Below are 25532 nucleotides of genomic sequence, written 5' to 3' on the forward strand. Positions count from 1 at the left end.
CGAGTCAGCAGGCTCAGGGCGACGGTGCCTCATGACGGCACGGAGCGAAGCGGAGTGCCGGCATGAGCGAGCGCAGCGAGCGAATCAACAGGCTCAGGGCGACGGTGCCTCATGACGGCACGGAGCGAAGCGGAGTGCCGGCATGAGCGAGCGCAGCGAGCGAATCAACAGGCTCAGGGCGACGGTGCCTCATGACGGCACGGAGCGAAGCGGAGTGCCGGCATGAGCGAGCGCAGCGTGAGCGCCGAGTTGGAGATCGCCGCCGGGGTGGTGGACCTGGTCCGGCACACGGCGGGGCCGGCCGCCGAGGCCGAGGTGCTGGTGACCCGCACCGACCTGGCGCTGACCCGGTTCGCCAACTCGTTCATCCACCAGAACGTGTCCGAGACCGGTGTCGCCGTACACCTGCGGTTGCACGTGGACGGGCGGACCGCGACCGGCAGCGGCAGCCGGGTCGACGCCGACGGCCTGGCCGCCCTGGTCGAGCGGACCCGCGCGGCGGCCCGGCTCGCGCCGCCCGACCCGGCCTGGCCGGGGCTCACCGCACCGACCTCGGTGCCGTCGGGCCCGGCCGTCGACGAGGCGACGGCGTTCGCCTCGCCCGACGAGCGGGCCGAGCGGGTACGCGCGTTCGTGGACGCGGTCGACGGGCTGGAGGCGGCCGGCTACTGCCGCACCGCGTACCGGTCGGGGGCGTTCGCCAACTCGGCCGGGCACACGGCTGTGGGCCGGGCGGGCGAGGCGGCGATGGACGGCATCGCCCGCGCCGGCGGCGCCGACGGGGTGGCCCGGCTCTGCGGCGACCGGCTGGCCGATCTCGACGGCGCGGCCCTCGGCGCCCGTGCTGCGGCGAAGGCGCGCGCCGCGGCCGACCCGGTCGAGCTGCCGCCCGGGCACTACGAGGTGGTGCTCGAACCGGCGGCCGTGGCCGACCTGCTGCAGAACCTGGCCTGGTACGGCTTCAACGGCAAGCGGTACGCCGAACGGCAGTCCTTCGCCGAACCGGGCACCGCCCAGTTCGACCCGGCGGTGACGCTGGTGGACGACCCGCTGCACGCGAGCGCGCTGCCGTTCGACCTGGAGGGCACGCCCCGGCGGGCGCTGCCGCTGGTGCAGAGCGGCACCACAGGGGCGGTGGCGTACGACAGGCGCGGCGGCGCCGAGGCGGGCACCGGGTCCACCGGCCACGGTATGCCGGGGAGCGCGACGTTCGGGCCGATCCCGCACAACATCCGCCTGCTGACGGCCGGCGCTGACGCGGGCGCGGGGTCGGCCGCCGCGGCGGTGAGCGCGGGCGTGACCGGGGCGGTGGGCGACCCGGACACCGCCGCGCTGGTGTCCGGGATGCGGCGCGGGCTGCTGGTGAGCGACTTCTGGTACACCCGCGTGCTGGACCCGAAGCAGTTGGTGGTCACCGGGCTGACCCGCAACGGGGTGTGGCTGGTCGAGGACGGCGTGCCGACCCGGGCGGTGCGCGACTTCCGGTTCACCGAGTCGTACCCCCTGGCGATGGGGCCGGGCCGGGTGCTCGGCCTGGGCCGGACGGCGGTCCGCCAGCCCGCTCGCGTCGACGGCTCCTGGTACGAGACCCCGGCGCTGCGGCTGGCCTCGTGGCACTTCACCGGCGGCGCGTCCGGGTGACCCGGCGCGCCGCCGGGCGCGTCACGGCACCGGTCGGCGCACCGTTCGGCCGACCCGCCACATTGATCATGAACTGACTCTTTCCAAGCTGCGGGACACACGGGACACTGCGTTGCGCGGCCGGGCCGTGAAGATCGGCGTAACGTGTGTCACTTAGCCGCACCGGTTCGCCGGTGTGGCCTCGCGCGTGCGCAGGACGTGACAGTGACGTCAGGGAGATGACTCGAATGACAACTACGTCGGCCAGGACGCCGAGACCGCAGCCGCGGGGAGGGCGGGCACGCGCCGCCATCGCGGCGAAGACGTTGCGGACCGACAGATGGTGGATCGCCCCGCTGATCACAGTGGTGGGGCTCAGCGCGTGGGTCATCTACGCGACGGTCCGGGTCTTCATGCACAAGTGGTACTGGGTGGAGCAGTACCACTACCTGACGCCGTTCTACTCCCCCTGCGTCACCGACCGCTGCGTCGAGGGCTCCTCGCACTTCGGCCAGTTCCTGCCCGGCTGGTGGATCATCCCGGATGCGGCGCTCACCCTGCCGTTCCTGCTGCTGTTCCGGCTGACCTGCTACTACTACCGCAAGGCGTACTACCGGTCGTTCTGGCTGTCGCCGCCGGCCTGCGCGGTGCCGGACGGGCACCAGTCGTACAGCGGCGAGACGCGGTTCCCGCTGCTCGGCCAGAACCTGCACCGCTACTTCTTCTACGCCGCCGCGATCATCTCGCTGATCAACACCTGGGACGCGGTCCTGGCCTTCCACTCCCCCGAGGGCTTCGGCTTCGGCCTGGGCAACATCATCCTGATCGGCAACGTGGTGATGCTGTGGGCGTACACGATCTCCTGCCACTCCTGCCGGCACATCATCGGCGGGCGGCTCAAGCACTTCTCCAAGCACCCGATGCGCTACAAGGCGTGGACCGGGGTGTCCTGGTTGAACGTCCGGCACATGCAGCTCGCCTGGATCACCCTCGGCACCCTGGCACTCACCGACTTCTACGTGATGGCGGTCGCCGCCGGCTGGATCAACGACCTGCGGTTCATCAACTGAGAGCCTGGACATGACTGAGACGCGAATCGAACGACACCACTACGACGTCGTCGTGATCGGGGCCGGTGGCGCCGGCCTGCGCGCGGCGATCGAGGCCCGGCTGGCCGGCAAGAAGACCGCGATCATCTCGAAGTCGCTGTTCGGCAAGGCGCACACGGTGATGGCCGAGGGCGGCGCCGCCGCCGCGATGGGCAACGTGAACTCGCGCGACAACTGGCAGGTGCACTTCCGGGACACCATGCGCGGCGGCAAGTTCCTCAACAACTTCCGGATGGCCGAGCTGCACGCCAAGGAGGCGCCGCAGCGGATCTGGGAGCTGGAGACGTACGGCGCGCTGTTCGACCGCACCAAGGACGGGAAGATCTCGCAGCGCAACTTCGGCGGCCACGAGTACCCGCGCCTGGCGCACGTCGGCGACCGGACCGGCCTGGAGCTGATCCGTACCCTCCAGCAGAAGATCGTCTCGCTCCAGCAGGAGGACAAGCAGGAGTTCGGCAGCTACGACGCGCGGATCCGGGTCTTCTCCGAGACCACGATCACCGAGCTGCTGCTCGACGGCGACCGGATCGCCGGCGCGTTCGGCTACTACCGCGAGTCCGGCGAGTTCGTCCTGTTCGAGGCGCCCGCGGTGGTGCTCGCGACCGGCGGCGTCGGACGGTCCTACAAGGTCACCTCGAACTCGTGGGAGTACACCGGCGACGGCCACGCGCTGGCGCTGCGCGCCGGGGCCACCCTGATCAACATGGAGTTCCTCCAGTTCCACCCGACCGGCATGGTCTGGCCGCCCTCGGTGAAGGGCATCCTGGTCACCGAGTCGGTCCGCGGCGACGGCGGCGTGCTGAAGAACTCCGAGGGCAAGCGGTTCATGTTCGACTACGTCCCCGACGTGTTCCGCAAGCAGTACGCGGAGACCGAGGAGGAGGCGGACCGCTGGTACACCGACCCGGACAACAACAGGCGTCCGCCGGAGCTGCTGCCCCGCGACGAGGTCGCCCGCGCGATCAACAGCGAGGTCAAGGAGGGCCGGGGTACGCCGGCCGGTGGCGTCTACCTGGACATCGCCTCCCGTAAGTCGGCCGAGGAGATCCGCCGCCGCCTCCCGTCGATGTACCACCAGTTCAAGGAACTGGCCGACGTCGACATCACCAAGGAGCCGATGGAGGTCGGCCCGACCTGTCACTACGTGATGGGCGGCGTCGAGGTGGACCCGGACTCCGGCGCGGCGTACGGCACCGTGCGCGGGCTCTACGCCGCCGGCGAGGTGTCCGGCGGCATGCACGGCTCCAACCGGCTCGGCGGCAACTCCCTGTCCGACCTGCTGGTCTTCGGCAAGCGCGCGGGCGGGCACGCGGCCACGTACACCGATCAGCTCGCCACCCGCCCGGCGGTGTCGGTGGCGGCGGTCGAGGCCGCCGTGGAGACGGCGCTGGCGCCCCTGCAGCGGGACACCGGCGAGAGCCCCTACCAGCTCCAGCAGGACCTGCAGGCGGTGATGGGTGACCTGGTCGGCATCATCCGCCGGGAGAGCGAGCTCGCCGACGCCATGCGGCGGCTGGCCGAGCTGCGGGAGCGGGTGGCGAAGGTCAGCGCGGCCGGCGGTCGGCGCTACAACCCGGGCTGGCACCTGGCGCTGGACCTGCGCAACATGCTCGTGGTCTCGGAGTGCACCGCGATGGCGGCGCTGGAGCGGCAGGAGTCACGCGGCGGGCACACCCGGGAGGACTACCCGGCGATGGACCCGAAGTGGCGCCGGGTCAACCTGGTCTGCTCACTGGACGGGGACGCGGTCCGGCTCACCGAGAAGCCGCTGCCGAAGATGCGGCCGGAGCTGATCGGACTGTTCGACCGGGCCGAGCTGGCCAAGTACCTGACCGACGAGGAACTCGCCGAGTTCGACGCCCTCACCGAACAGGAGCGCTGAGGAATGGGAACCGATCCGCAGCAGGCGACCGGCAAGCCGGGCGCGAAACGCCAGTTCCGCATCTGGCGGGGCGACGAGACCGGCGGCGACCTGAAGGACTACACGGTCGAGGTGAACGAGGGCGAGGTGGTCCTCGACGTGATCCACCGGCTCCAGGCCACCGAGGCCCCCGACCTGGCGTGCCGGTGGAACTGCAAGGCCGGCAAGTGCGGCTCCTGCTCGATGGAGATCAACGGCAAGCCGCGGCTGGGCTGCATGACCCGGATGTCGACGTTCGAGGAGTCCGAGACCGTCACCGTCACCCCGCTGCGCACCTTCCCGGTGATCCGGGACCTGGTCACCGACGTCTCGTTCAACTACGAGAAGGCCCGGGAGACCCCGGCGTTCGCGCCGCCGGCCGACGTGGCGCCCGGCGACTACCGGATGCAGCAGGTCGACGTCGAGCGCTCGCAGGAGTTCCGCAAGTGCATCGAGTGCTTCCTGTGCCAGAACGTCTGCCACGTGATCCGTGACCACGAGGAGAACAAGCCGGCGTTCTCCGGTCCCCGGTTCTTCATCCGGGCGGCCGAGCTGGACATGCACCCGCTCGACGCGCGTACCGACCGCCGGGAGTACGCGCAGTCGGACATGGGACTCGGATTCTGCAACATCACCAAGTGCTGCACCGAGGTCTGCCCCGAGCACATCAAGATCACCGACAACGGGATCATCCCCATGAAGGAACGGGTCGTCGACCGCAGGTACGATCCCCTTGTGTGGCTCGGTAACAAGATCTTCCGGAGGGGTCAGGTGCCTCAGACCAGCGCGACCAGCGGGCATTCCAGCGGTGCCGTCACGTCCGGAGGGGCGCACGGCGGGGCGCACGCGCACGGCAGCGGTTCGCACGCCGGCGGGGTGCACTCGCACGCGGGCGGCTCGCACGACAGTGCCGCCGAGCGTCAGGCGCAGCAGGGCGTCAACTGGCACCGCGAGGTGCCGCACCCGACCGCCCCGGCGGTGGACGCCAACGGTCGGCTGCCACTGACCGAGCTGACGTTCAACAAGGCCGCCGCGCCGTCGCCGTTCGGCGACGACGTGACGTTCCCGCTGCCGCCCGAGCACCTCAACTTCGCTCACCCGCAGCAGGACGAGCCGAAGCACTGAACAGCAGCGCGACGACGACGGGGGCCAGCGGCACACGCCGCGGGCCCTCGTCCCGTTTCTGCCCGGCTGTCCGGTTCACCGGACGGCCCGGCCCGTGCCGCGATCGTTCAGGGGGCGTCGAGCAGCGGGCGCAGCGCGGCCACGATCGGCACGTCGGCCGGCAGCCAGTCGACGCTGTCCAGTTCGGCGGCGGACAGCCAGCGCAGCTCGGCGTGCTCCAGCGCCTTGGGCTCGTCGCCGTGCAGCAGGCGGGCGGCGTAGACGCGCAGCACGGACCGGCCGTGCGCCATCCGTACGTCCCGGCCGACACGCGCGCCGACCGCCACCCGCACGCCGAGCTCCTCGGCACACTCCCGGGCCAGCGCGTCGGTCTCGGCCTCACCGGGCTCGACCTTTCCGCCCGGGAACTCCCATCGCCCCGCCACCTCGGGTGGCGCGGAGCGCTCGCACGCCAGCACCCGGCCGCCCTCGATGATCGCCGCCCCGACGACCACCTTCGGCTCCCGCCGGTCGGCCTGCCCGTTTCCGCTAACCCGTTCGGTCCGCACGGGCCACCAGCGTGCCAGATCAATCGGCGGTTTGGGTAGCTGCGTCGACCGTCAGGTCAGCAGAACACGGAAGTGTGGGCGTGGACACACCATCTGAGTGGCGAGAGACTAGAGGGCGTCGACTGGGACACGGGATGGCGACGATTTGGCCACAAGCCGGCAACGACGCCTGGGAGGTGCGGTGATGCGCGTGCTGTTCAGCGGCCGGGCGAAGCACGACTACCTCAGCGACGCGCTCGCCCTGCTGTCCGGATGGACGCGCGAGGGCGAACAGATCCGCCGCACCATCGTCCTCGACGACACCCAGCACGCCGCGCTCACCGAGCGGGTGGCGGTGGTGGCCGACGCGCTGCGGTTGCGCCCCGAGATCAGCCGCCGGGCCGACCGTACCCAGATCCGGCTCGGCCACGGCGACGGCGAGCCGCTCACCGAGGGTGAGGTGCTGCTGGCCGCACGCATCGAGGACGCGGTCCGCGCGGTCACCGAAGCCTGAGCCGCTGGCACGCCCCGCCTACCCTCGGGTGCATGTCTGGCCCCACGTACGACCGCAAGGAACAGTTCCAGCAGATCCAGAGCGGGTTGCTGCCCGGCGAGCAGATCATCGCCGTCTACGACGCGATCGGCACCGGCACCGGCTTCATCGGCCTGACCGACCGGCGCGTGATCGTCCAGGACCGCTCCTTCGTCGGCAAGCGGTACGCGATCACCAGCATCCCGTACTCGAAGATCACCAGCGTGAGCGTGGTGAGCAACAAGTCCTGGGGTGGTTCGTTCTTCTCCACCGGGTCCATCGCGGTGCACGTCGGCACCCACACCTACGAGGTCGAGTTCCGGGGCGCGCAGAAGAGCCACCACGTGCACAACGTGATCCTGCAGTACATCTCCTGACCCGCCTGGCACAATCGCCGCCATGCGAGGGCTGACGGCGCGATGGCGGGCCTGGCGGGGCGACCGTCGGCGGGCCGTACGCCTGCTCCGCCGCCTCCTGGTGCTCGCCACCGCCGCCGTGATGCTGCTCGGCGCCGCGACGGTCGCCAGCGTGGTCTGGGTCCGCGACGCCGCCGAGGGCCGCGTGTTCGACGCCGCGGACGCGCCCGAGACGCCGGTGGCGCTCGTGCTGGGCACCAAGGTGGAGCCGGACGGCACGCCGGCGCCGTTCCTGGCCGCGCGGCTGGAGATCGCCCGGCAGTTGTACGCCGCCGGCAAGGTCCGGGTGCTGCTGCTCTCCGGTGACCACATGAACTGGGACTACGACGAGCCGGACGCGATGCGGCGCTGGCTCGTCGACCGGGGCGTCCCGGCCGAGAAGACGGTGCTGGACCACGCGGGGTTCGACACGTACGACTCGTGTGTGCGCGCGCACCGCGTCTTCGGGGTGCGGCGGGCCACTGTGGTCACCCAGTCGTTCCACCTGTCGCGCGCGGTGGCGCTCTGCCGGGACGCCGGCATCGACACCGTCGGCGTCGGCGACGACACCGCCCGCCGGTACGCGGGCCAGTGGCGGATCAGCTCCGTCCGGGAGTACGGGGCGTGTGTGAAGGCTGCCCTGGACGTGCTCACCGGGCGTGACCCGGTGCACCTCGGCCGCCGGGAGACCGGAGTGGACGACGCGCTGCGGGCGTAATCCGGTTGTCCCGCCGGCTCGGCTGCTGATCTGCTGAGCCTCTCGAAGCCGACCGGAGGGAGCATCACCATGCCACACGCTGCGAAGCCCACCCGACCCGTCGTCACCTCATCCGAAACGAGGCTTCGTGTTGTCGTACCCCATTCCGGCGGAGGTCACTGACCTCGCGCCGCGTCGCGTCCCGTCCGCCCGGCGGGAGGGCGCGTGATGTCCGTCTTCGACGATCCCGGCCTGTTCGGCCGGCTCTGGGCCGCCACCTACGACGGCCCCGGCAATCCCGACCCGGCCCCGGCCGTCGACTTCCTCGCCCCGCTGGCCGAGGGCGGCCCGGTGCTCGAACTGGCGATCGGCACCGGCCGGGTGGCCCTGCCGCTGGCCGAGCGCGGCCTGACCGTGGAGGGCGTCGAGGCGTCCCCGGAGATGGTCGCGCACCTGCGCGCCAAGCCGGGCGGCGCGGACATGCCCGTCACCGTCGGCGACATGGCGGACGTCCCGGTCCCCGGGCCGTACCGTCTGGTGTTCCTGGTGTTCAACACGCTGTTCAACCTGGTCTCCGAGGAGCGCCAGGCGGCGTGCTTCCGCAACGTCGCCCGGGTGCTCGCGCCCGGCGGGGCGTTCGTCATCGAGACCTTCGTGCCCGACCCGGCGGACTTCGACCGGGACGAGCAGGTCCAGGTGCGGGAGGTGACCGAGGACTCGGCCACCATCCGCATGCATCGGTACGACCGGGCGGCGCAGACGTTCGTGCGCCAGACCGTCACGTTCGACGCCGCCGGCGTTCACCTCAAGCCGTTCGCCATGCGGTACGCCTGGCCGGAGCAGATCGACGAACTGGCGGAGCGGGCCGGGCTGCGGCTCACCGAGCGGTACGCCGACTGGGACCGGTCGCCGTTCGACGCGGACAGCCGCTCGCACATCTCCGTCTACCGGCGGCGGTAGCGCTCACACCGAGGGGCCGGGCATCCCGTCCCGGCCCTTCGGCCGCGCGACTACGCTGACCACCGCCGGTCCGGACAGGGGGAACCGATGACAGTCACCGTCGTCGCCATGAACGACTCGCACGCCGACGCCGTGCTGGAGATCTACCGCCTCGGCATCGACGAGGGCAACGCCACGTTCGAGACCGCGCCGCCGGACTGGGCGCGGTTCACCGCCACCCGGATGCCCGGCCACCGCTGGGTGGCGCTCGACGAGGCCGGCGACGTGCTCGGCTGGGCGGCCTGTTCGGCGGTCTCCGAGCGCAGCGTCTACGCCGGGGTGGTCGAGCACTCCGTCTACGTGCACCCGCGGGGGCGCGGACGCGGGGTCGGCCGGGCCCTGCTGGAGGCGCTGATCGCCTCCACCGAGGCGGCCGGGATCTGGACCATCCAGTCCGGCGTGTTCCCGGAGAACACCGCGAGTCTCGCGCTGCACGCGGCGTGCGGCTTCCGCGTCGTCGGCACCCGCGAGCGGGTGGGCCGCCACCACGGCACCTGGCGCGACGTGACCCTGATCGAGCGCCGCAGTCCCCGAATCTGACCCCTTGGTCACCGGGTCGGTCAGGCGCCGACCAGGTGACGGCGCACCAGGGCGTCCCGCTCCAGGACCAGGTCGATCATCTGCCAGAACTCGGCGATCCGGGGATGGGTCAGGCCCTCCTCGCGGCTGAGCTTGCGGCCGAAGACCGGGCTGTCATCCGCGACCTCACCACCGTTGACGAGCGTCGCGGCCGGCCCCGGCGAGCCGGCCACCGGCCCGAGCCGGCAGCCGAACGTGACGTGGTCGTCGAAGTCGTCGCGGCCCCAGCTGCCCAGGATCGCGTCGATCCAGACCTCGTGCACGCCGTCGTGGTGGTAGCAGCTCGCGAAGTAGACGGCCGCCGTCGCGCCGTCGGTGCGGATGTGGGCCCGATCCTCAGTGTCACGGCGCGAACCCTAGCGAGGACTTGACGGTTCTGCCGCCCAGGTGCGATGGTTAGTTACATGAGTAATGAACCAAAGAACCGGGATGGATGACGGCCGGCCGATCTTCGTCCAGATCGCGGAGCTGATCGAGAACTCGATCATCGACGGGACGTACGCGGAGGAGACCCAGGTGCCGTCGACGAACGAGCTGGCGGCGTTCCACCGGATCAACCCGGCGACCGCCGCCAAGGGGATCAACCGCCTGGTCGATGACGGGCTGCTCTACAAGCGCAGGGGGATCGGAATGTTCGTGGCAACGGGGGCCGTCGAAACACTCCGGGAACGCCGCCGGCGCGAGTTCTCCGACCAGTACGTGCGGCCCCTCATCGAGGAGGCACGCAAGTTGGGCATCGGCACCGAGGAGCTGAAGAAGCTCATCGAGACAGGGGAGGAACAGCGATGAGCGTCGTGGCGGCAGCCGGCCTCACGAAGCGGTTCGGCGACGTGACCGCTCTCGACGACGTCACCTTCACGCTGACCGGAAACAAGATCTACGGCCTGCTCGGCCGCAACGGCGCCGGGAAGACGACGCTGATGCAGCTGATCACCGGCCAGAACAGCGGCACCAGCGGCGACCTCACGCTCTTCGGCGAGCGCCCGTACGAGAACGAGCGGGCCCTGTCGCAGGTGGCCTTCATCAAGGAGAGCCAGACTTACCCGGCCGCCTACCAGGTCCGGCACGTCCTGAGCCTGGCCAAGCGGCTGTTCCCCAACTGGGACGAGGACTTCGCACAGTCCCTCGTGGACGACTTCGACCTGCCGCGCAAGCGCAACGTGCGCAAGCTGTCCCGCGGCATGCTGTCCGCGCTGGGCGTGACGATCGGCCTGGCCGCACGCGCGCCGCTGACCTTCTTCGACGAGCCGTACCTCGGTCTCGACGCGGTCGCCCGGCAGCTCTTCTACGACCGGCTGCTCGCCGACTACGCCGAGAATCCACGCACCGTCGTGCTCTCCACCCACCTCATCGACGAGGTGGCCGACCTGATCGAGCACGTGCTGCTGCTCGACCGCGGCAAGCTGCTGCTCGACGCACCCAGCGACGAGTTGCGCGGCGAGGTGATGGAGGCGTCCGGCCCGGCCGCGGTGGTGGACGAGTTCGCCGCCGCGTACCGGGTGCTGCACCGCGAACAGCTCGGCGGCGCGGTCCGCGCGTCGCTGCGCGGGTCGTTCGACAACGCCGAACGGATGCGCGCCAAGAAGCTCGGCATCGACCTGGCGCCGGTGTCGCTCCAGCAGGCAGTGGTGCGCCTGACGACGGAAAGGACGAAGACCCGATGACTCGCATCCTCGACGTCGCCCGGATGCACACCATCGCCTGGATCGGCCAGCTGGCCTGGCCGTGGGGCATCATGGCCATCTCGCTCGGCGTCAACCTGCTGATCTTCGCCTCGATCGACGAGGCGGCGCCGGGCAAGAACACCACAGGCGGTCTGGCCAGCCTCTACATCGTCTGCTCGATCGTCGCCGCCGCCTCGATCAGCCAGGTGTTCCCGTTCGCGCTCGGCATGGGCGTCACCCGGCGCACCTTCTACCTCGCCACGGTGCTCGTCAACGTGGTGCAGGCGGTCGCCTACGGCGTCCTGCTCTACCTGCTCAACCTGATCGAGGGCGCCACCGGCGGCTTCGGGATCGAGCTGCGGTTCTTCCGGATCCCGTACATCGACGTCGACAACGGGCTGTTGCAGATCGCCGTCTACGCGGTGCCGTTCCTGTTCCTGAACTTCCTCGCCGTCTTCGTCGCCGTCTGGTACGTCCGGTTCGGCATGAACGGCCTGCTCGGGGCCGGCGCGGCCCTGATCCTGGTGACCGGCCTGCTCGTCGCGTTGATCACCTGGCAGGGATGGTTCGGTGACATCTGGCAGTGGCTGAGCAGCCAGCACCAGGTCAGCCTGCTGGTGGGGTGGCCCGCCCTGATCGCCGCTTTGGCCGCGCTCGGCGGCATGGCGGCCATCCGCCGGGCGAACGCCTGACGGTACGCAGACGGCGACCGCCGGTCCGCGAGACGCGGGCCGGCGATCGTCCGTGCGATGGGTTCCGGGCTCTCAGCGCCTGGTCTCGTACCTGGTCAGGAGCACGCCACCGGAGAACGTCCGGGTCTCCACCAGGGTCAGGTTCACCCAGTTGTCCAGGGCGGCGAAGAACGGCTTACCGCCACCCACCAGGACCGGGTGGGTGGCGAGCACGTACTCGTCGATCAGCCCGCCCCGCATGGCCGCCGCGGCGAGGGTGGCGCCACTGATGTCCATCGGACCACCGTCCTCGGCCTTCAGCCGGCTGATCTCGGTGACCGCGTCGCCGGTGACCAGGCGGGTGTTCCAGTCGACCGGCCTGGTCGTCGAGGAGAACACCACCTTCGGCATGTCCCGCCAGCGACGGGCGAACTCGGCGTGCGCCGCTGTGACGTCCGGCTGCTGATCGGCGGTCGGCCAGTGGGAGCTCATCGCCTCCCACAGTCGCCGCCCGTAGAGCGCCGTGCCGGTCGCCGCCACCCGGTCGGACCACCACTGGAACCACTCGTCGCTCGGCACACCCCAGCTGAGATCGTCGCCGGGCGCGGCGACGTAGCCGTCCAGGCTCACGTTCATGCCGAAGGTCAGTTTGCGCATCGTGCCAGCCTCCCGTGGTCGGTACTCGACGTACAGACCAGCACGGCGCCGGGAAACCATCGGTCAGGCCACGCCGAGCGCCGGCCCACCAGGATTCAGACGTCGAAGCGGATGGTCAGCGCTGGTCGCCGCCTGACGGAATTTCACACGTCGAGCCGGAAATCACCGGGGCCGGCGGCAGGTTCTCGACTACCAGCTCTACGGCTTCTTCCGCCGTTGCGGCCAAGCCGATGATCCGCTCATAACCGGCGGCAATGACCTGGTAAGGAGGGCCGCCGCAGGCGATGAGGGGCAGATCGTGGGCAGGGGTATCGGGCCAGCTCCAAGCGGTCCTGAAGAACTTGATCGTCCCGTGCGTTGCCATAGGGAAGAGGGCGCGCAACGTGGGGTGCCCATAGGCTGCCCGGAAGACCGGATCATCCACCCACCAGCCCTGCGTGTCCTCCATGAGCGCGCGCCAAACGTCGTCCGCCGACGTCTCCGGTTCCATCGGAGCATCCTTGCACGAGCAGCCAACTGCTCGATGATTCTGCTGATGCAGCGCTCAGTCCAGAATCAGACGTTGAAGCGGAACTCCACCACGTCGCCGTCCTGCATGACGTACTCCTTGCCCTCGATCCGGACCTTGCCGGCGGCCTTCGCCGCCGCCATAGATCCGGCCTCGACCAGGTCGTCGTAGGAGACCACCTCGGCCTTGATGAAGCCGCGCTGGAAGTCGCTGTGGATCACCCCGGCGGCCTCCGGCGCGGTCGCGCCGACCGGGACGGTCCAGGCCCGCGCCTCCTTGGGACCGGCCGTCAGGTACGTCTGGAGCCCGAGCGTCCGGAAGCCCACCCGGACGAGCTGGTTCAGGCCCGGCTCGGACTGCCCGATCGACTCCAGCAGTTCGCGGGCCTCGTCCTCGGGCAGGTCCACCAGCTCGGACTCGATCTTGGCATCCATGAAGATCGCCTCGGCGGGCGCGACCAGGCCGCGCAGCTCGTCGAGGAACTCCTCGTTGCCCAGCTCGGCCTCGTCGACGTTGAAGACGTAGAGAAACGGCTTGGTGGTGAGCAGGTGCAGCTCACGCAGGTGCTCCAGCTCGACCTTCGCGGCGGCGGCGCCCGCGTACAGGGTCACGCCGTTGTCGAGGACCTCGACCGCCTTCTTGGCGGCCTCGACGGCGGCGGCCCGGTCCTTGCGGAGCTTGGCCTCCTTCTCCAGCCGGGGCAGCGCCTTCTCCAGCGTCTGGATGTCGGCCAGGATCAGCTCGGTGTTGATCGTCTCGATGTCGTCGGCCGGGGAGACCTTGCCGTCGACGTGCACCACGTTCGGGTCGGAGAAGGCGCGCACCACCTGGCAGATCGCCGAGGCGTCGCGGATGTTGGCGAGGAACGCGTTGCCCCGCCCCTGCCCCTTGGAGGCGCCCCGAACCAGGCCGGCGATGTCGACGAACGAGACCGGCGCCGGCAGCACCTTCTGCGAGGAGAAGATCTCGGCCAGCTTGGTCAGCCGCTCGTCGGGCAGCCCGACCACGCCGACGTTCGGCTCGATGGTGGCGAACGGGTAGTTCGCGGCGAGCACGTCGTTCTTGGTCAGCGCGTTGAACAGGGTGCTCTTGCCCACGTTGGGCAGGCCGACGATGCCGATGGTGAGACTCACGACGAACCAGCTTACGCGCCTCGCCGACACCGCCGGGCAGGCAGGTGCGCGAAGCCGGTCACTACGGCGCGGCGGACAGCAGGCGTGGCTCGATCCGGGTCTCCCGGACGGTGCCGTCCTCGGCGCGGACCAGCTCGTACGCGGCCACGCCGGGCCGGTCCGCCACCGCCTCGGCCAGGCGGGTGCCCCGGTAGATCAGCCCCACCCCGTCGTCGGTGCAGTGGCTCGCGGGCAGCGTGCCGTCGGCGACCAGCCGGTGCATCAGCGGGCGGCGCTGCTCCTCGCTGTCGTAGTGCACGCCGTTGCCGTACGGGAGCCAGCCCAGCCCTTCGGTGAACGGCCGCAGCGCCGGGCCGTAGCTGTCGGTGGCGCCGCCGGTGTGCCAGCAGATCGAGCCGGCGGACACCCCGCCGAGCACCACTCCGGCCTGCCAGCACTCGTGCAGGATCTCCGGCAGGCCGTGCACCCGCCAGACCGCGCAGAGGTTCGCCACGCTGCCGCCGCCGACCCAGACGATGTCCTGCGCGAGCAGGTGCGCGCGGATGTCCTCGACGTTGGGCATCGGGTAGAGCGCCAGGTGGGAGGTGCGGAACCGGGTGCCGGCGAAGGCCCCGTAGAAGACGGTGAACCCGGTCGGTTGGTCGCCGGTGGCCTGGCCGAGATAGCAGACGCGCGGCGCGTCACCGGCCCCGGCCAGGTCGGCCATCAGGTCGAACAGGGAGCTGGGCCGCGCGTCCCAGGGGCCACGGCGACGGCTGGTGAAGCCCATGCTGGTGGCGACGATCGTCGGTTCGGTGGCGGGCACGGGCGTCCTTCCGGGCGGCGGCGGTGCTGATCATTGTGCCGGATCCGCGGGCCCGGTCTCGGCTGCCGCGAGCAACGCGCGCAGCAGATCGGCCAGCCGGTCCTGGTCGGCCGGGGGCAGCGCGTCGAGAATCCGCCGCTGCACGGCGAGCCCGGCCTCGGCCGACTCCTCCACCACCCGTCGGCCGGTGTCGGTGAGCGTCACCCGCAGCGCCCGCCGGTCGGCCGGATCCGGCGAGCGCCGTACCAGGCCGGCCCGTTCGAGCCGGTCGAGCCGCCCGGTCATGCCGCCGGAGGTGAGCATCAATGAAGCGGCGAGCGCCTTCGGCGCCAGCGTGTACGGCTCACCGGAGCGCCGCAGCGCGGCGAGCACGTCGAACTCGCCCCGGCCGATGTTCCAGCCCGCGTACACCTTCTCCTGGCCGTCACCGACCAGCCGGGCCAGGCGGTAGATGCGGCCGAACACGGCCATCGGCTCGGGCCGCATGCCGGGGCGTTCCCGCCGCCACTGCTCGACGATCGCGTCCACCTCGTCGCCTGTCACGGCTGCCGATTGTGCCGCACGTCCCACTTCACCTTTTCACTCGGGCCTGATTAGCTTAGCACTAAGATACTTACGCCTGAGAAAGAGGCCGACATGAACCCCCGCTGGACCGACGTCGCGTTCACCGCCGCCGCACCCGTCACCTGGGGCACCACGTACCTGGTCACCGCCGAACTCCTTCCGCCGGACCGGCCGCTCTGGGCCGGGGCGATCCGCGCCCTGCCGGCCGGCCTGCTGCTGCTCGCCCTGACCCGCAGGCGACCACACGGCCTCTGGTGGGGGCGGGCCGCCGTGCTCGGCGCGCTGAACATCGGGGTGTTCTTCCCGCTGCTGTTCCTCGCCGCGTACCGCCTGCCCGGCGGCACCGCCGCCGTCCTCGGCGCCGCGCAGCCGCTGCTGGTGGCGGTGCTGACGGTCGCGCTGCTCCGCGACCGCCCCACCCGGCCGGCACTGGTCGCCGCCGTGGCCGCCCCGCTCGGCGTCGCCCTCGTGGTGCTGCGGCCGGGCGCCGGCCTCGACCCGCTCGGCGTCGCCGCCGGGCTGGCCGGTGCAGTGGCGATGGCCACCGGGCTGGTGCTCACCCGCCGCTGGGGCCGGCCGCCCGGCGTGGGCGTCCTCGCCGCGACGAGCTGGCAGCTCGCCGCCGGTGGCCTGATGATCGTGCCGGTAGCCGCCGCCGTCGAGGGCGCGCCACCAGTGCCCGACGGGCCGGCCCTTCTCGGGTACGCGTGGCTCGGGCTGGCCGGCACCGCCCTGGCGTACGTGCTGTGGTTCCGGGGCGCGGCGCGACTGCCGGTGTCCCGCGTGTCGGTGCTGGGCGCGTTGAGCCCGCTCACCGCCGCGGCGCTCGGCTGGGTGGTGCTCGGCGAGGCGCTGGACCCGGTCCAGCTCACCGGTTTCGCGGTCGCAGTGGCGGCGATGGTGCTGGCCCAGATGCCGGACCGGACGGCGATCCCACCCGGCGCTCAGCCGGCCCGCAGCCGCCGCCAGTCGTCCGGCCACGCCTCGGCGGCGACGCCCTCGGGCAGCGCACCGGCCGGTAGCTGCGCCGCTGCTGCGAGCGGCAGCGTGAACCGGTGCGCGGCGGCGGGGCCGGCCGCGTACGACCGGTCGAGCAGCCACCGCACCTCGTCGGCGGTCCAGCCCAGGCCGGAGCGGGCGGCGATCTCGCGGACCAGCCGTACGCCGACCCGGGTGTCGTCGTCGTAGAAGCGCATGCACCAGTGGTGGGCCCACATGCCGAGCGCCCGCAGCCCGTCCGGGTCGAGGGAGCCGGCCAGCCGCCCGCAGGCGGTGTCCGCGAAGGGGCGACCGGGGTCACCGGCCCGATCACGCTCGATCGCGCCGTACGCGGCCGGCGCCACCACCCGCATCCGCTCGTAGAAGCCCTCCACCACCGCGGCGTCCAACGGTGCTCGCCCCGATCGCATCAGCGGACACCCCGCCCGGCCACGCTCGCCATGCCCCGCACCTCTTCTTGAGTTGGTGGCGGGACGCTACCGACCACTTACGACACTTTCTCGGGTCCGCCGGCCATGATCCACGCCACCTCGGCGGAGTGGTGCCGTCCCGGGGCCGGGGACACCGCCACTTCCCCGGGCTGGCGCGACTCCCGCACGTCATGTCTGAATCCCGCCAGCCGAGCCCGGGAGCTGCGAGGCAGGATCGTGGCATGGAACTGGACTTCGAGCGGTGCTACCGAGCCGTCGACAGCCGCGACCCGCGGTTCGACGGCTGGTTCTACACCGGTGTGACGTCGACCGGGATCTACTGCCGGCCGTCCTGTCCGGCGATGACGCCTAAGCGGCGCAACGTCCGGTTCTTCCCGTCCGCCGCCGCCGCGCAGGGGGCCGGGCTGCGGGCGTGCCGCCGGTGCCGGCCGGACGCGGCACCGGGCTCGCCCGAGTGGGACGTCCGGGCCGACCTGGTCGGCCGCGCCATGCGGCTGATCGCCGACGGCGTGGTGGACCGGGACGGCGTGCCCGGGCTGGCCACCCGGCTGGGCTACACCGAGCGGCACCTGCACCGGATGCTCCGGGCCGAGCTGGGTGCCGGCCCGCTGGCGCTGGCCCGGGCCCAGCGCGCGCAGACCGCCCGGATCCTGATCGAGACCACTGGCCTCGGCCTGGCCGAGGTGGCCTTCGCCGCCGGGTTCGGCAGTGTCCGGCAGTTCAACGACACGGTCCGCGAGGTCTACGGCGGCACCCCGTCCGAGCTGCGGGCCGGCCGTCGTGGCCCGGCCGCTGCCACCGGTGCGGGCACGCTCTCGCTGCGGCTGGCCTACCGGCCCCCGCTGCACGCGGGCGCGCTGCTGGACTTCCTCGCGCTGCGCGCGCTGCCCCGCGTCGAGGTGGTCCGCGACGGCACCTACCACCGGGGGCTGCGCCTGCCGCACGGTCCCGCCACGGTGGCGCTGACCCCCGCCGACGGCCACATCGACGCGACGCTGCGGCTGGCCGACATGCGCGACCTGGCCCCCGCGGTGGCCCGCTGCCGCCGCCTGCTCGACCTGGACGCCGACCCGGTGGCGGTGGACGCCACCCTGGCCGCCGACCCGGCGCTGGCACCGGCCGTCGCGGCCGAGCCCGGCGTCCGGCTGCCGCACGCGGTCGACGGTTTCGAGCTGGCCGTCCGCGCCGTCGCCACCCAGCAGGTCTCGCTGGCCTCGGCGCGGACCACGCTCACCCGCCTGCTCTCCGCCACCCGGGCGGCGAGCGGGGCGGCCGCCGACGATCCGGCGGACGGTCTGGTGGCGTTCCCCGGTCCGGCGGAGGTGCTCGCGGCGCCGGACACGGCGTTCCGGATGCCGGCGGCCCGCCGGGAGACGCTCCGCGCGCTGGCCCGCGCGGTCGCCGACGGCGAACTCGACCTGGAACCCGGAGGCGACCGGGAGGAGACGGTCCGGCTCCTGGCCGCGGTGCCCGGCATCGGCCCGTGGACCACCGGCTACCTGGCCATGCGCGCACTCGGCGACCCCGATGTCGCGCTCGCCACCGACCTGGGCGTACGCCGTGGCGCAGCGGCGCTCGGCCTGTCCGACGACCCGAAGACCCTGTCCGCGTACGCCGACCGCTGGCGCCCCTGGCGGTCGTACGCGACCATCCGACTCTGGAGAGCAGCATGAGCACTGTGGACAGCACCGTCATCGACACTCCCGCCGGCCCGTTGAGCGTGCTCGCCGGCCCCGACGGGGCGGTACGCGCGGCGGGCTTCACCGCCGACCCGGCGGTCCTGCTGCCGCTGATCCATCCGAGCCTGCGCGGCGAACTGCGGGAACGGGCCGACCTCGGCCCGGTGACCGCCGCCGTACGGGCCTATCTGGACGGTGACCTGGCCGCCATCGATGCGGTAGCGGTGGAGCAGCACACCGGCGGCGCATTCCTGACGCACGCCTGGCAGGTGCTGCGCGACGTCAAGCCCGGCGACCCGGTCACCTACACGGGGTTCGCCGCGCTGGCCGGGCGACCGGCGGCGATCCGGGCCGCCGCGGCGGCCTGCGCGCGCAACGCCGCCGCGCTGTTCGTGCCCTGCCACCGGGTGCTGCGCACCGACGGCACGCTGGGTGGATACCGCTGGGGGCTGGACGTGAAGAAGTGGCTTCTCGGGCATGAGGGACGGGTGACGGCTAGCTGACAGCAGGACTGTCACCCCCGGGGGCTACCGTCGGGTAGTGCCCGCGTCCAGCGACGGCAACCCCGCGGCGCATACCGGCGCCCGGTCCCAGCCGCTGCGCAACCTCTGGCGGCTGCGGCCCTACCTGCGCCCGTACGCGATGGAGTTCGCCTGGCTGCTGATCGCGGCGCTGGCGGCCACCGCGGCGAGCCTGGCCGTGCCGCTGGTGGTGCAGCGGGTGGTGGACGGGCCGGTGGCCCGGCACGACGAGGCCGGGCTGCTCCGGCTCGGCGCGCTCGCGCTGCTGCTCGGTGTGGCCGAGGCGGTCCTCATCTTCATCCGCCGCTGGACGCAGTCGTCGTCCTCGGTCGGCATGGAGGCCGCCATCCGCGCCGACATCTACGCCCACCTGCAACGGCTTCCGGCCGGTTTCCACGACCGCTGGCAGTCCGGCCAGTTGTTGTCCCGGATCACCAGCGACCTGTCGGTGATCCGGCGGTTCCTCTCCTTCGGGCTGCTGTTCCTGGTGCTCAACCTGGTCACGTACGCGGCGGTGGTGGCGCTGCTGATCCGGCTGCACCAGTGGCTGGGGCTGCTGGTCGCGGCCAGCGCCGTACCGCTGTTCCTGATCAGCCGCCGCTTCGCGCGCCACTACCACGCGGCGTCACGCCGCATGCAGGACCAGCAGGGCGACGTCGCCACACTGGTCGAGGAGACCGCGCTGGGGTTGCGCACCATGCGGGCGTACGGGCGCGGGCCGGAACTGGCGGCCCGGTTCGCGGTCGGCGCGCGCCGGCTGCACGACACCGGGATCGGCAAGGCCCGGCTGCTGGCGCGGACCTCCGCGCTGTTCGACCTGGTACCCAACCTGACGCTCGGCGCGGTCCTGGTGGCCGGCGCCGCAGCGGTCGCCGACGGCGTGCTGTCCATCGGGGAGCTGGTCGCGTTCGTCAGCCTTCAGCTCATGCTGATCTGGCCGGTGCAGTCGCTGGGCTGGATCATCGCCAACGGCCAGGAGGCCGCGACCGCCGCCGACCGGATCCAGGAGGTGCTGGACACGCCGCCGACCATCGTGGACGCCCCGCACGCCCGGTCGCTCGACCGGGGCGAGGTGCGCGGCCGGCTCCGCTTCGAGGGGGTCCGCTTCCGCTACCCCGGCACGTCCGGCCCGGTGCTGCGCGACCTCGACCTGGCGGTCGAGCCGGGCGAGACGATGGCGCTGGTCGGCGTCACCGGCTGCGGCAAGAGCACGCTGCTGTCGCTGGTCCCCAGGCTGCACGAGGTGACCGGCGGCCGGATCACGCTCGACGGCTACGACGTACGTGACCTGCGGCTGGACTCGTTGCGCCGGCTCGTCGCCGTGGCGTTCGAGGAGCCGACGCTGTTCTCCATGTCGATCTGGGAGAACCTCACGCTGGGCCGGCCGGACGCGAGCGAGGACGAGGTCCGCGCCGCGCTGACGCTGGTCCAGGCGGACTTCGCGTACGAGCTGCCGTGGGGGCTCGCCACCCGGGTCGGTGAGCAGGGGCTGTCGCTGTCCGGCGGCCAGCGGCAGCGCCTCGCGCTGGCGCGTGCGGTGCTCGGCCGGCCCGCGGTGCTGGTGCTCGACGACCCGCTGTCCGCGCTCGACGTGCACACCGAGGCGCTCGTCGAGGCGGCCCTGCGCCGGGTGCTGCGGGACACCGCGACCACCACCCTGCTGGTGGCGCACCGTCCGTCGACGGTGGCGCTGGCGGACCGGGTGGCCCTGCTCGACGACGGCCGGATCGTCGCCGTCGGCACCCACTCGGAGCTTCTGGCCCGGGTGCCCGCCTACCGGGCGGTGTTGTCCGCCGAGCCGGAGCGCCGGAGCGACGGCCTCGGCCTGGTGCGCTCGTGACCGGCCGCGCGCCGCGGGTACCCAGGCCCCGGGACGCGCGCAGCGGTGACGGGTCGACCGGCGCGCGCCACGGCGACGGTGACGACCTGTCGCGCTGGCGTGGGCGGGCCACCGACCCGGACGCCGACCGCAGCCGGGCCGAGGACTCGTCCCCGGAGGCGGTGACCAGGCTGCGCGCCCGCAGCCGGCTGCTGCTGCGGCTGCTGCTCCGCCCGCACCGGCGTGCGCTCGGGCTGGCGGTGGTGTTGCTGCTGGCCCAGAACGCCGCCGCGATGTCCGGGCCGTACCTGGTCATGCTCGGCATCGACAGGGGCATCGGGCCGCTGCGGGCCGGGGACCCCGGCCCGCTGATCGCCGTCGCCGCCGCGTTCGTGGTCGCCACCGCGATCGAGTACGCGGCCCGGCGCGCGTTCCTCACCCTCGCCGCCCGGATCGGCCAGGCCGTCCTGCTGGACCTGCGCCGTCGGGTGTACGGGCACTTCCTGCGCCTCGACGTCGGGTTCCACGAGCGCTACACGTCCGGGCGGATGGTGTCCCGGCTGACCAGCGACCTGGAGTCGATCGCCGAGCTGGTCGACGGCGGCATCGACAAGCTGGTGATGGCCGGGCTCTCCGTGCTGTCGGTGGCGGGCATCCTGCTCTGGCTGGACCTGCCACTGGCGGCGGTGACGCTGCTCGCCTTCCCGTTCCTGTTCGTGCTGTCGCGCTGGTTCGCCCGCGCGTCGGCCGGGGCGTACCGGCGCACCCGGGAGGCGGTGGCGCTGGTCATCGTGCACTTCGTCGAGTCGCTGCGCGGGATCCGGGCCGTGCAGGCGTACCGGCGGGAGGACCGCAACGACCGCATCTTCGGCGCGGTGAACGACGACTACCGGCGCTCCAGCCTGAGCGCGTTCCGGCTGATCGCGATCTACTCGCCGGGCATCCGGCTGATCGGCAACCTGACCGCGGCGGTGGTGCTCGGGTACGGCGGCTGGCGGGTGCTGGGCGGCGGCGTCGAGGTGGGCGTGCTCGCCGCGTTCCTGCTCTATTTGCGCCGGTTCTTCGAACCGATGGAGGAGCTGAGCCAGTTCTACAACTCGCTCCAGTCGGCGACCGCCGCGCTGGAGAAGCTGGCCGGGGTGCTGGACGAGCGTCCGGCGGTGGCCGAACCGGCGCAGCCGGTGCCGCTGCCGGCCGGTCCGCCGCGCGGGGCGGTGACCTTCCGTGCCGTCGACTTCGGCTACCGCCGCCGGACGCCGATCCTGTCCGGCCTCGACCTGACCGTGCCGCCGGGGCAGACAGTGGCGCTGATCGGGCCGACCGGCGCCGGGAAGTCGACAGTCGCCAAGCTGGTGGCCCGCTTCCACGACCCGGACGCGGGCGCGGTCCGGCTGGACGGGGTGGACCTGCGCGACCTGGCCGATGCCGAGCTGCGCCGGGCGGTGGTGCTGGTGACCCAGGAGACCCACCTGTTCAGCGGTTCCGTGGCCGACAACATCAGGTTCGGCCGTCCCGACGCCGACGACGAGGCGGTGGTCGCGGCCGCGCGGGCGATCGGCGCGCACGACTTCATCGCCGCGCTGCCCGACGGGTACGCCACCGACGTGCACCGGCGTGGCGGACGGCTCTCCGCCGGGCAGCGGCAACTCGTCGCGTTCGCCCGGGCGTTCCTCGCCGATCCCCGGGTGCTGATCCTGGACGAGGCGACCTCGTCGCTCGACGTGCCGACCGAACGGCTGGTGCAGCGGGCGCTGCACAACGTGCTGCGCGACCGCACCGCCCTGGTGATCGCCCATCGCCTTTCCACAGTGGAGACCGCGGACCGGGTGCTGGTGCTCGACGACGGCCGGATCGTGGAGGACGGCCCGCCGGCCGAGCTGATCGCCGCCGACGGCCGCTACGCCGCCCTGCACCGCCAGTGGCGCGACTCCCTCCTCTAGCTCTCCCGCGGGGACGCGCGGGGTGGGGAAAGTCGTGGAGTGCGACGGGCGCGCTGCCTACCATCGGCTGATGACCGACACCACGAGGAGCGCCCGCGGCGGCGTCCCCGAGCGTCCGAGCCTGGACGGCCTCGAGGAGACCTGGGCCCGCCGCTGGCAGTCCGACGGCACGTACGCGTTCGACCGCACGAAGGAGCGGTCGGACGTATACGCGATCGACACTCCCCCGCCGACCGTGTCGGGCGAGCTGCACATGGGGCACGTCTTCTCGTACACGCACACCGACACGGTGGCCCGGTTCCAGCGGATGCGCGGGCGGACCGTGTTCTACCCGATGGGCTGGGACGACAACGGGCTGCCCACCGAACGCCGGGTGCAGAACGTGTATGGCGTGCGCCCCGATCCGGCGCTGCCGTACGACGGGGGCTGGCGCCCGCCGGCCGCACCTGTGGACGACGCGGCCCGGAAGAACCCGACGCCGATCTCCCGGCGCAACTTCATCGAGCTGTGCGAACTGCTCACTGTCGAGGACGAGAAGGCGTTCGAGGCGCTGTGGCGGCGGCTCGGGCTGTCGGTGGACTGGTCGCTGACGTACACCACGATCGGGTCGGCGGCCCGTGCGGCCAGCCAGCGCGCGTTCCTGCGCAACCTGGCCCGGGGTGAGGCGTACCAGGCCGAGGCGCCGACGCTGTGGGACGTCGGGTACGGCACCGCCGTCGCGCAGGCGGAACTGGAGGACCGGGAGCGGCCGGGCGCGTACCACCGGCTGCGGTTCACCGGACCGGACGGCCGCGAGGTGCTGATCGACACCACCCGCCCGGAACTGCTGCCGGCCTGCGTGGCGCTCGTCTGCCACCCCGACGACGAGCGGTACGCGGACCTGGTCGGCGCCGCTGCGCGTACCCCGGTGTTCGGGGTCGAGGTGCCGGTGCGCGCGCACCCGCTGGCGGACCCGGCCAAGGGCACGGGCATCGCGATGGTCTGCACGTTCGGTGACCTGACCGACGTGACCTGGTGGCGTGAGCTGCGGCTGGACACCCGCGTGGTGATCGGCCGGGACGGACGCCTGCTGCCGGAGCCGCCGACCGGCGTGCCGGCGGAGCCCTACGCGGCACTGGCCGGGCAGACGGTGAACGGCGCCCGGCGGACGCTCGTGGAGCTGCTCGCGGACGCGGGCGACCTGGTCGGCGAGCCGCGCCCGATCACCCACCCGGTGAAGTTCTACGAGCGCGGCGACCGGCCGCTGGAAATCGTCTCGACCCGGCAGTGGTATCTGCGCAACGGCGGCCGCGACGCGGACCTGCGCGAAGATCTGCTGGCCCGGGGGCGGGAGCTGCGCTGGGTGCCGGAGCACATGCGGCACCGCTACGAGCACTGGGTGGGCGGCCTCACCGGTGACTGGCTGGTCAGCCGGCAGCGGTTCTTCGGCGTGCCGGTGCCGGTGTGGTACCGGCTCGACGACACTGGCGAGCCGGACTGGTCCCACCCTCTCACACCGGACGAGGCGACGCTCCCGATCGATCCGACGAGCGAGCCGCCGCCCGGATACGAGGAGTCGCAGCGCGGCGAGCCGGGCGGTTTCACCGGCGACCCGGACGTGCTGGACACCTGGGCCACCTCGTCGCTGACCCCGCAGATCGTCGGCGGCTGGGAGACCGACCCGGACCTGTTCGCCCGGGTCTTCCCGATGGACCTGCGCCCGCAGGGGCACGACATCATCCGGACCTGGCTGTTCGCCACGGTGGCCCGCTCCCACCTGGAGCACGGCACGCTGCCGTGGCACACCGCTGTGCTCTCCGGCTGGATCCTCGACCCGGACCGCAAGAAGATGTCGAAGTCCAAGGGCAACGTGGTCACGCCGATGGCGCTGCTGGAGCAGAACGGATCCGACGCGGTCCGCTACTGGGCCGCCAACGGCAAGCCGGGCATGGACCTCGCCTTCGACCCGGCCCAGGTCAAGGTGGGGCGCCGGCTGGCCACCAAGCTGCTGAACGCGTCACGGTTCGCGCTCGGGCTGGGTGCCGCCGACGAACTGCGGGCCGCGGCGACCCAACCGCTCGACACCGCGATGCTCGCCGATCTGTCCGGCGTGGTCGCGACCGCGACCACCGCCTTCGACGGGTACGACCACACGGCCGCCCTGATGGCCACGGAGGCGTTCTTCTGGCGGTTCTGCGACGACTACATCGAGTTGGTGAAGGAACGCGCCTACGGCACCGGGCCGGCCGCCGACTCGGCCCGGGCGGCGCTGGCGACCGCACTGTCGGTGCAGTTGCGCCTGTTCGCGCCGGTGCTGCCGTTCGTCACCGAGGAGGTCTGGTCGTGGTGGCGGTACGGGTCGGTGCACCGCGCGCCGTGGCCGACCACGTACGAGGTGGGCCGCGCGATGGAGGCGCCGGGTGACCCGGAACTGCTGCGGCTGGCCGCTGACGCGCTGGGTCAGGTGCGCCGCGCCAAGTCGGAACGGAAGCTGTCGATGAAGGCGGACGTGCCGCTGGCCGAGGCGCTCGGGCCGGCAGCCGTGCTGGAGCAGCTCGGCACCGTCGCCGACGACCTGCGCGCGGCGGGCCGGATCGCGAAGCTGGACCTGCTGCCCGACCGCACCACCGAACTGGTCGTCGCCTGCGCGTTCTGACAGCGAGGGGCGGCCGGCGTGAC

Annotated in this window: 25 protein-coding genes and 1 pseudogene; 18 read left to right on the forward strand and 8 right to left on the reverse strand. The window is 72.3% G+C overall.

The features are described from left to right. Positions 1-222: 222 nt before the first annotated feature. From O7546_RS24360 to O7546_RS24375, 4 genes are all read left to right on the forward strand, one after another. Positions 223-1641, forward strand: coding sequence for a metallopeptidase TldD-related protein (locus tag O7546_RS24360; RefSeq protein ID WP_194801307.1), 1419 nt, complete (start codon positions 223-225; stop codon positions 1639-1641). A 227-nt stretch (positions 1642-1868) separates the two neighbouring features. Beyond that, positions 1869-2690 (forward strand): hypothetical protein, encoded by an 822-nt coding sequence (locus tag O7546_RS24365; protein ID WP_121685313.1) that lies wholly within the window; start codon positions 1869-1871, stop codon positions 2688-2690. Positions 2691-2700: 10 nt separating this feature from the next. Next, positions 2701-4611, forward strand: a complete 1911-nt coding sequence (locus O7546_RS24370) for a fumarate reductase/succinate dehydrogenase flavoprotein subunit (protein WP_194801308.1) — start codon at positions 2701-2703, stop codon at positions 4609-4611. Positions 4612-4614: 3 nt separating this feature from the next. Beyond that, positions 4615-5754 (forward strand): succinate dehydrogenase/fumarate reductase iron-sulfur subunit, encoded by a 1140-nt coding sequence (locus tag O7546_RS24375; RefSeq protein WP_194801309.1) that lies wholly within the window; start codon positions 4615-4617, stop codon positions 5752-5754. A 107-nt stretch (positions 5755-5861) separates the two neighbouring features. Here the strand turns inward: O7546_RS24375 and O7546_RS24380 are convergent, their stop codons facing one another. Further along, positions 5862-6302, reverse strand: a complete 441-nt coding sequence (locus O7546_RS24380) for a (deoxy)nucleoside triphosphate pyrophosphohydrolase (RefSeq protein WP_194801310.1) — start codon at positions 6300-6302, stop codon at positions 5862-5864. Between the two features lie 184 nt (positions 6303-6486). Between O7546_RS24380 and O7546_RS24385 the strand changes: the two genes are divergently transcribed. The 5 genes from O7546_RS24385 to O7546_RS24405 all read left to right on the forward strand — a co-directional run bounded on the left by O7546_RS24385 (position 6487) and on the right by O7546_RS24405 (position 9444). Next, a complete protein-coding gene (locus O7546_RS24385) occupies positions 6487-6795 on the forward strand; it encodes a 4a-hydroxytetrahydrobiopterin dehydratase (protein ID WP_194801311.1) in 309 nt (102 codons plus the stop codon). Between the two features lie 32 nt (positions 6796-6827). Further along, complete coding sequence (locus O7546_RS24390; protein ID WP_135241958.1) at positions 6828-7190, forward strand: PH domain-containing protein; 363 nt, start codon at positions 6828-6830, stop codon at positions 7188-7190. Between the two features lie 22 nt (positions 7191-7212). After that, on the forward strand, positions 7213-7926 hold the full coding sequence (locus tag O7546_RS24395; protein ID WP_269697632.1) for an ElyC/SanA/YdcF family protein: 714 nt from the start codon (positions 7213-7215) through the stop codon (positions 7924-7926). A gap of 207 nt (positions 7927-8133) precedes the next feature. After that, a complete protein-coding gene (locus O7546_RS24400) occupies positions 8134-8865 on the forward strand; it encodes a class I SAM-dependent methyltransferase (RefSeq protein ID WP_194801313.1) in 732 nt (243 codons plus the stop codon). A gap of 87 nt (positions 8866-8952) precedes the next feature. After that, complete coding sequence (locus O7546_RS24405; RefSeq protein WP_194801314.1) at positions 8953-9444, forward strand: GNAT family N-acetyltransferase; 492 nt, start codon at positions 8953-8955, stop codon at positions 9442-9444. A gap of 20 nt (positions 9445-9464) precedes the next feature. Here the strand turns inward: O7546_RS24405 and O7546_RS24410 are convergent, their stop codons facing one another. Beyond that, entirely contained in the window at positions 9465-9746 is a 282-nt protein-coding gene (locus O7546_RS24410; RefSeq protein ID WP_194801315.1) for a hypothetical protein, read from the reverse strand. A gap of 166 nt (positions 9747-9912) precedes the next feature. Between O7546_RS24410 and O7546_RS24415 the strand changes: the two genes are divergently transcribed. Genes O7546_RS24415 through O7546_RS24425 form a run of 3 tightly spaced genes read left to right on the forward strand, consistent with a single transcriptional unit; the run spans position 9913 to position 11839 of the window. Further along, complete coding sequence (locus tag O7546_RS24415; RefSeq protein ID WP_128137275.1) at positions 9913-10272, forward strand: GntR family transcriptional regulator; 360 nt, start codon at positions 9913-9915, stop codon at positions 10270-10272. Beyond that, complete coding sequence (locus tag O7546_RS24420) at positions 10269-11147, forward strand: ABC transporter ATP-binding protein (RefSeq protein WP_194801316.1); 879 nt, start codon at positions 10269-10271, stop codon at positions 11145-11147. Before O7546_RS24415 ends, O7546_RS24420 begins: the two co-directional genes overlap by 4 nt. Continuing rightward, the gene (locus tag O7546_RS24425; protein ID WP_194801317.1) at positions 11144-11839 is read left to right on the forward strand and encodes an ABC transporter permease; all 696 of its coding nucleotides are present in this window, start codon (positions 11144-11146) and stop codon (positions 11837-11839) included. Before O7546_RS24420 ends, O7546_RS24425 begins: the two co-directional genes overlap by 4 nt. 72 nt (positions 11840-11911) lie before the next feature. On the opposite strand, the gene O7546_RS24430 is transcribed toward O7546_RS24425, so the two are convergent. From O7546_RS24430 to O7546_RS24450, 5 genes are all read right to left on the reverse strand, one after another. Continuing rightward, positions 11912-12475: a dihydrofolate reductase family protein gene (locus O7546_RS24430; RefSeq protein WP_194801318.1), complete on the reverse strand. Its 564-nt coding sequence runs from the start codon at positions 12473-12475 to the stop codon at positions 11912-11914. 115 nt (positions 12476-12590) lie between these two features. Beyond that, on the reverse strand, positions 12591-12965 hold the full coding sequence (locus tag O7546_RS24435; protein WP_269697634.1) for a DUF6193 family natural product biosynthesis protein: 375 nt from the start codon (positions 12963-12965) through the stop codon (positions 12591-12593). Between the two features lie 65 nt (positions 12966-13030). Then, the gene (gene ychF, locus O7546_RS24440) at positions 13031-14116 is read right to left on the reverse strand and encodes a redox-regulated ATPase YchF (RefSeq protein WP_194801320.1); all 1086 of its coding nucleotides are present in this window, start codon (positions 14114-14116) and stop codon (positions 13031-13033) included. A gap of 61 nt (positions 14117-14177) precedes the next feature. Continuing rightward, complete coding sequence (locus O7546_RS24445; RefSeq protein ID WP_194801321.1) at positions 14178-14921, reverse strand: peptidase E; 744 nt, start codon at positions 14919-14921, stop codon at positions 14178-14180. A gap of 30 nt (positions 14922-14951) precedes the next feature. Next, the gene (locus O7546_RS24450; protein ID WP_194801322.1) at positions 14952-15464 is read right to left on the reverse strand and encodes a MarR family transcriptional regulator; all 513 of its coding nucleotides are present in this window, start codon (positions 15462-15464) and stop codon (positions 14952-14954) included. A gap of 93 nt (positions 15465-15557) precedes the next feature. On the opposite strand from O7546_RS24450, the pseudogene O7546_RS24455 reads away from it, so the two are divergent. Next, positions 15558-16331 (forward strand): annotated as a pseudogene (locus O7546_RS24455) (EamA family transporter); the annotation flags it as partial. A gap of 98 nt (positions 16332-16429) precedes the next feature. On the opposite strand, the gene O7546_RS24460 reads toward O7546_RS24455, so the two are convergent. Then, positions 16430-16894, reverse strand: coding sequence for a hypothetical protein (locus O7546_RS24460; protein WP_228532298.1), 465 nt, complete (start codon positions 16892-16894; stop codon positions 16430-16432). Positions 16895-17136: 242 nt separating this feature from the next. Here O7546_RS24460 and O7546_RS24465 point away from each other — a divergent pair, with 242 nt between their 5' ends. The 5 genes from O7546_RS24465 (at position 17137) to valS (ending at position 25509) form a co-directional block, all read left to right on the forward strand. After that, positions 17137-18588, forward strand: coding sequence for an AlkA N-terminal domain-containing protein (locus O7546_RS24465; protein WP_194801324.1), 1452 nt, complete (start codon positions 17137-17139; stop codon positions 18586-18588). Continuing rightward, positions 18585-19097 (forward strand): methylated-DNA--[protein]-cysteine S-methyltransferase, encoded by a 513-nt coding sequence (locus O7546_RS24470; protein ID WP_194801325.1) that lies wholly within the window; start codon positions 18585-18587, stop codon positions 19095-19097. The genes O7546_RS24465 and O7546_RS24470 overlap by 4 nt, the downstream gene beginning before the upstream one ends. 37 nt (positions 19098-19134) lie before the next feature. Next, entirely contained in the window at positions 19135-20955 is a 1821-nt protein-coding gene (locus tag O7546_RS24475; RefSeq protein WP_194801326.1) for an ABC transporter ATP-binding protein, read from the forward strand. Between the two features lie 86 nt (positions 20956-21041). Beyond that, the gene (locus tag O7546_RS24480) at positions 21042-22874 is read left to right on the forward strand and encodes an ABC transporter ATP-binding protein (RefSeq protein WP_228532317.1); all 1833 of its coding nucleotides are present in this window, start codon (positions 21042-21044) and stop codon (positions 22872-22874) included. Positions 22875-22944: 70 nt separating this feature from the next. Then, positions 22945-25509 (forward strand): valine--tRNA ligase, encoded by a 2565-nt coding sequence (valS, locus tag O7546_RS24485; protein ID WP_194801328.1) that lies wholly within the window; start codon positions 22945-22947, stop codon positions 25507-25509. The last annotated feature ends 23 nt before the right edge of the window (positions 25510-25532 follow it).

The sequence above is a fragment of the Micromonospora sp. WMMA1976 genome (assembly GCF_027497335.1).
Taxonomy (GTDB): domain Bacteria; phylum Actinomycetota; class Actinomycetes; order Mycobacteriales; family Micromonosporaceae; genus Micromonospora; species Micromonospora aurantiaca.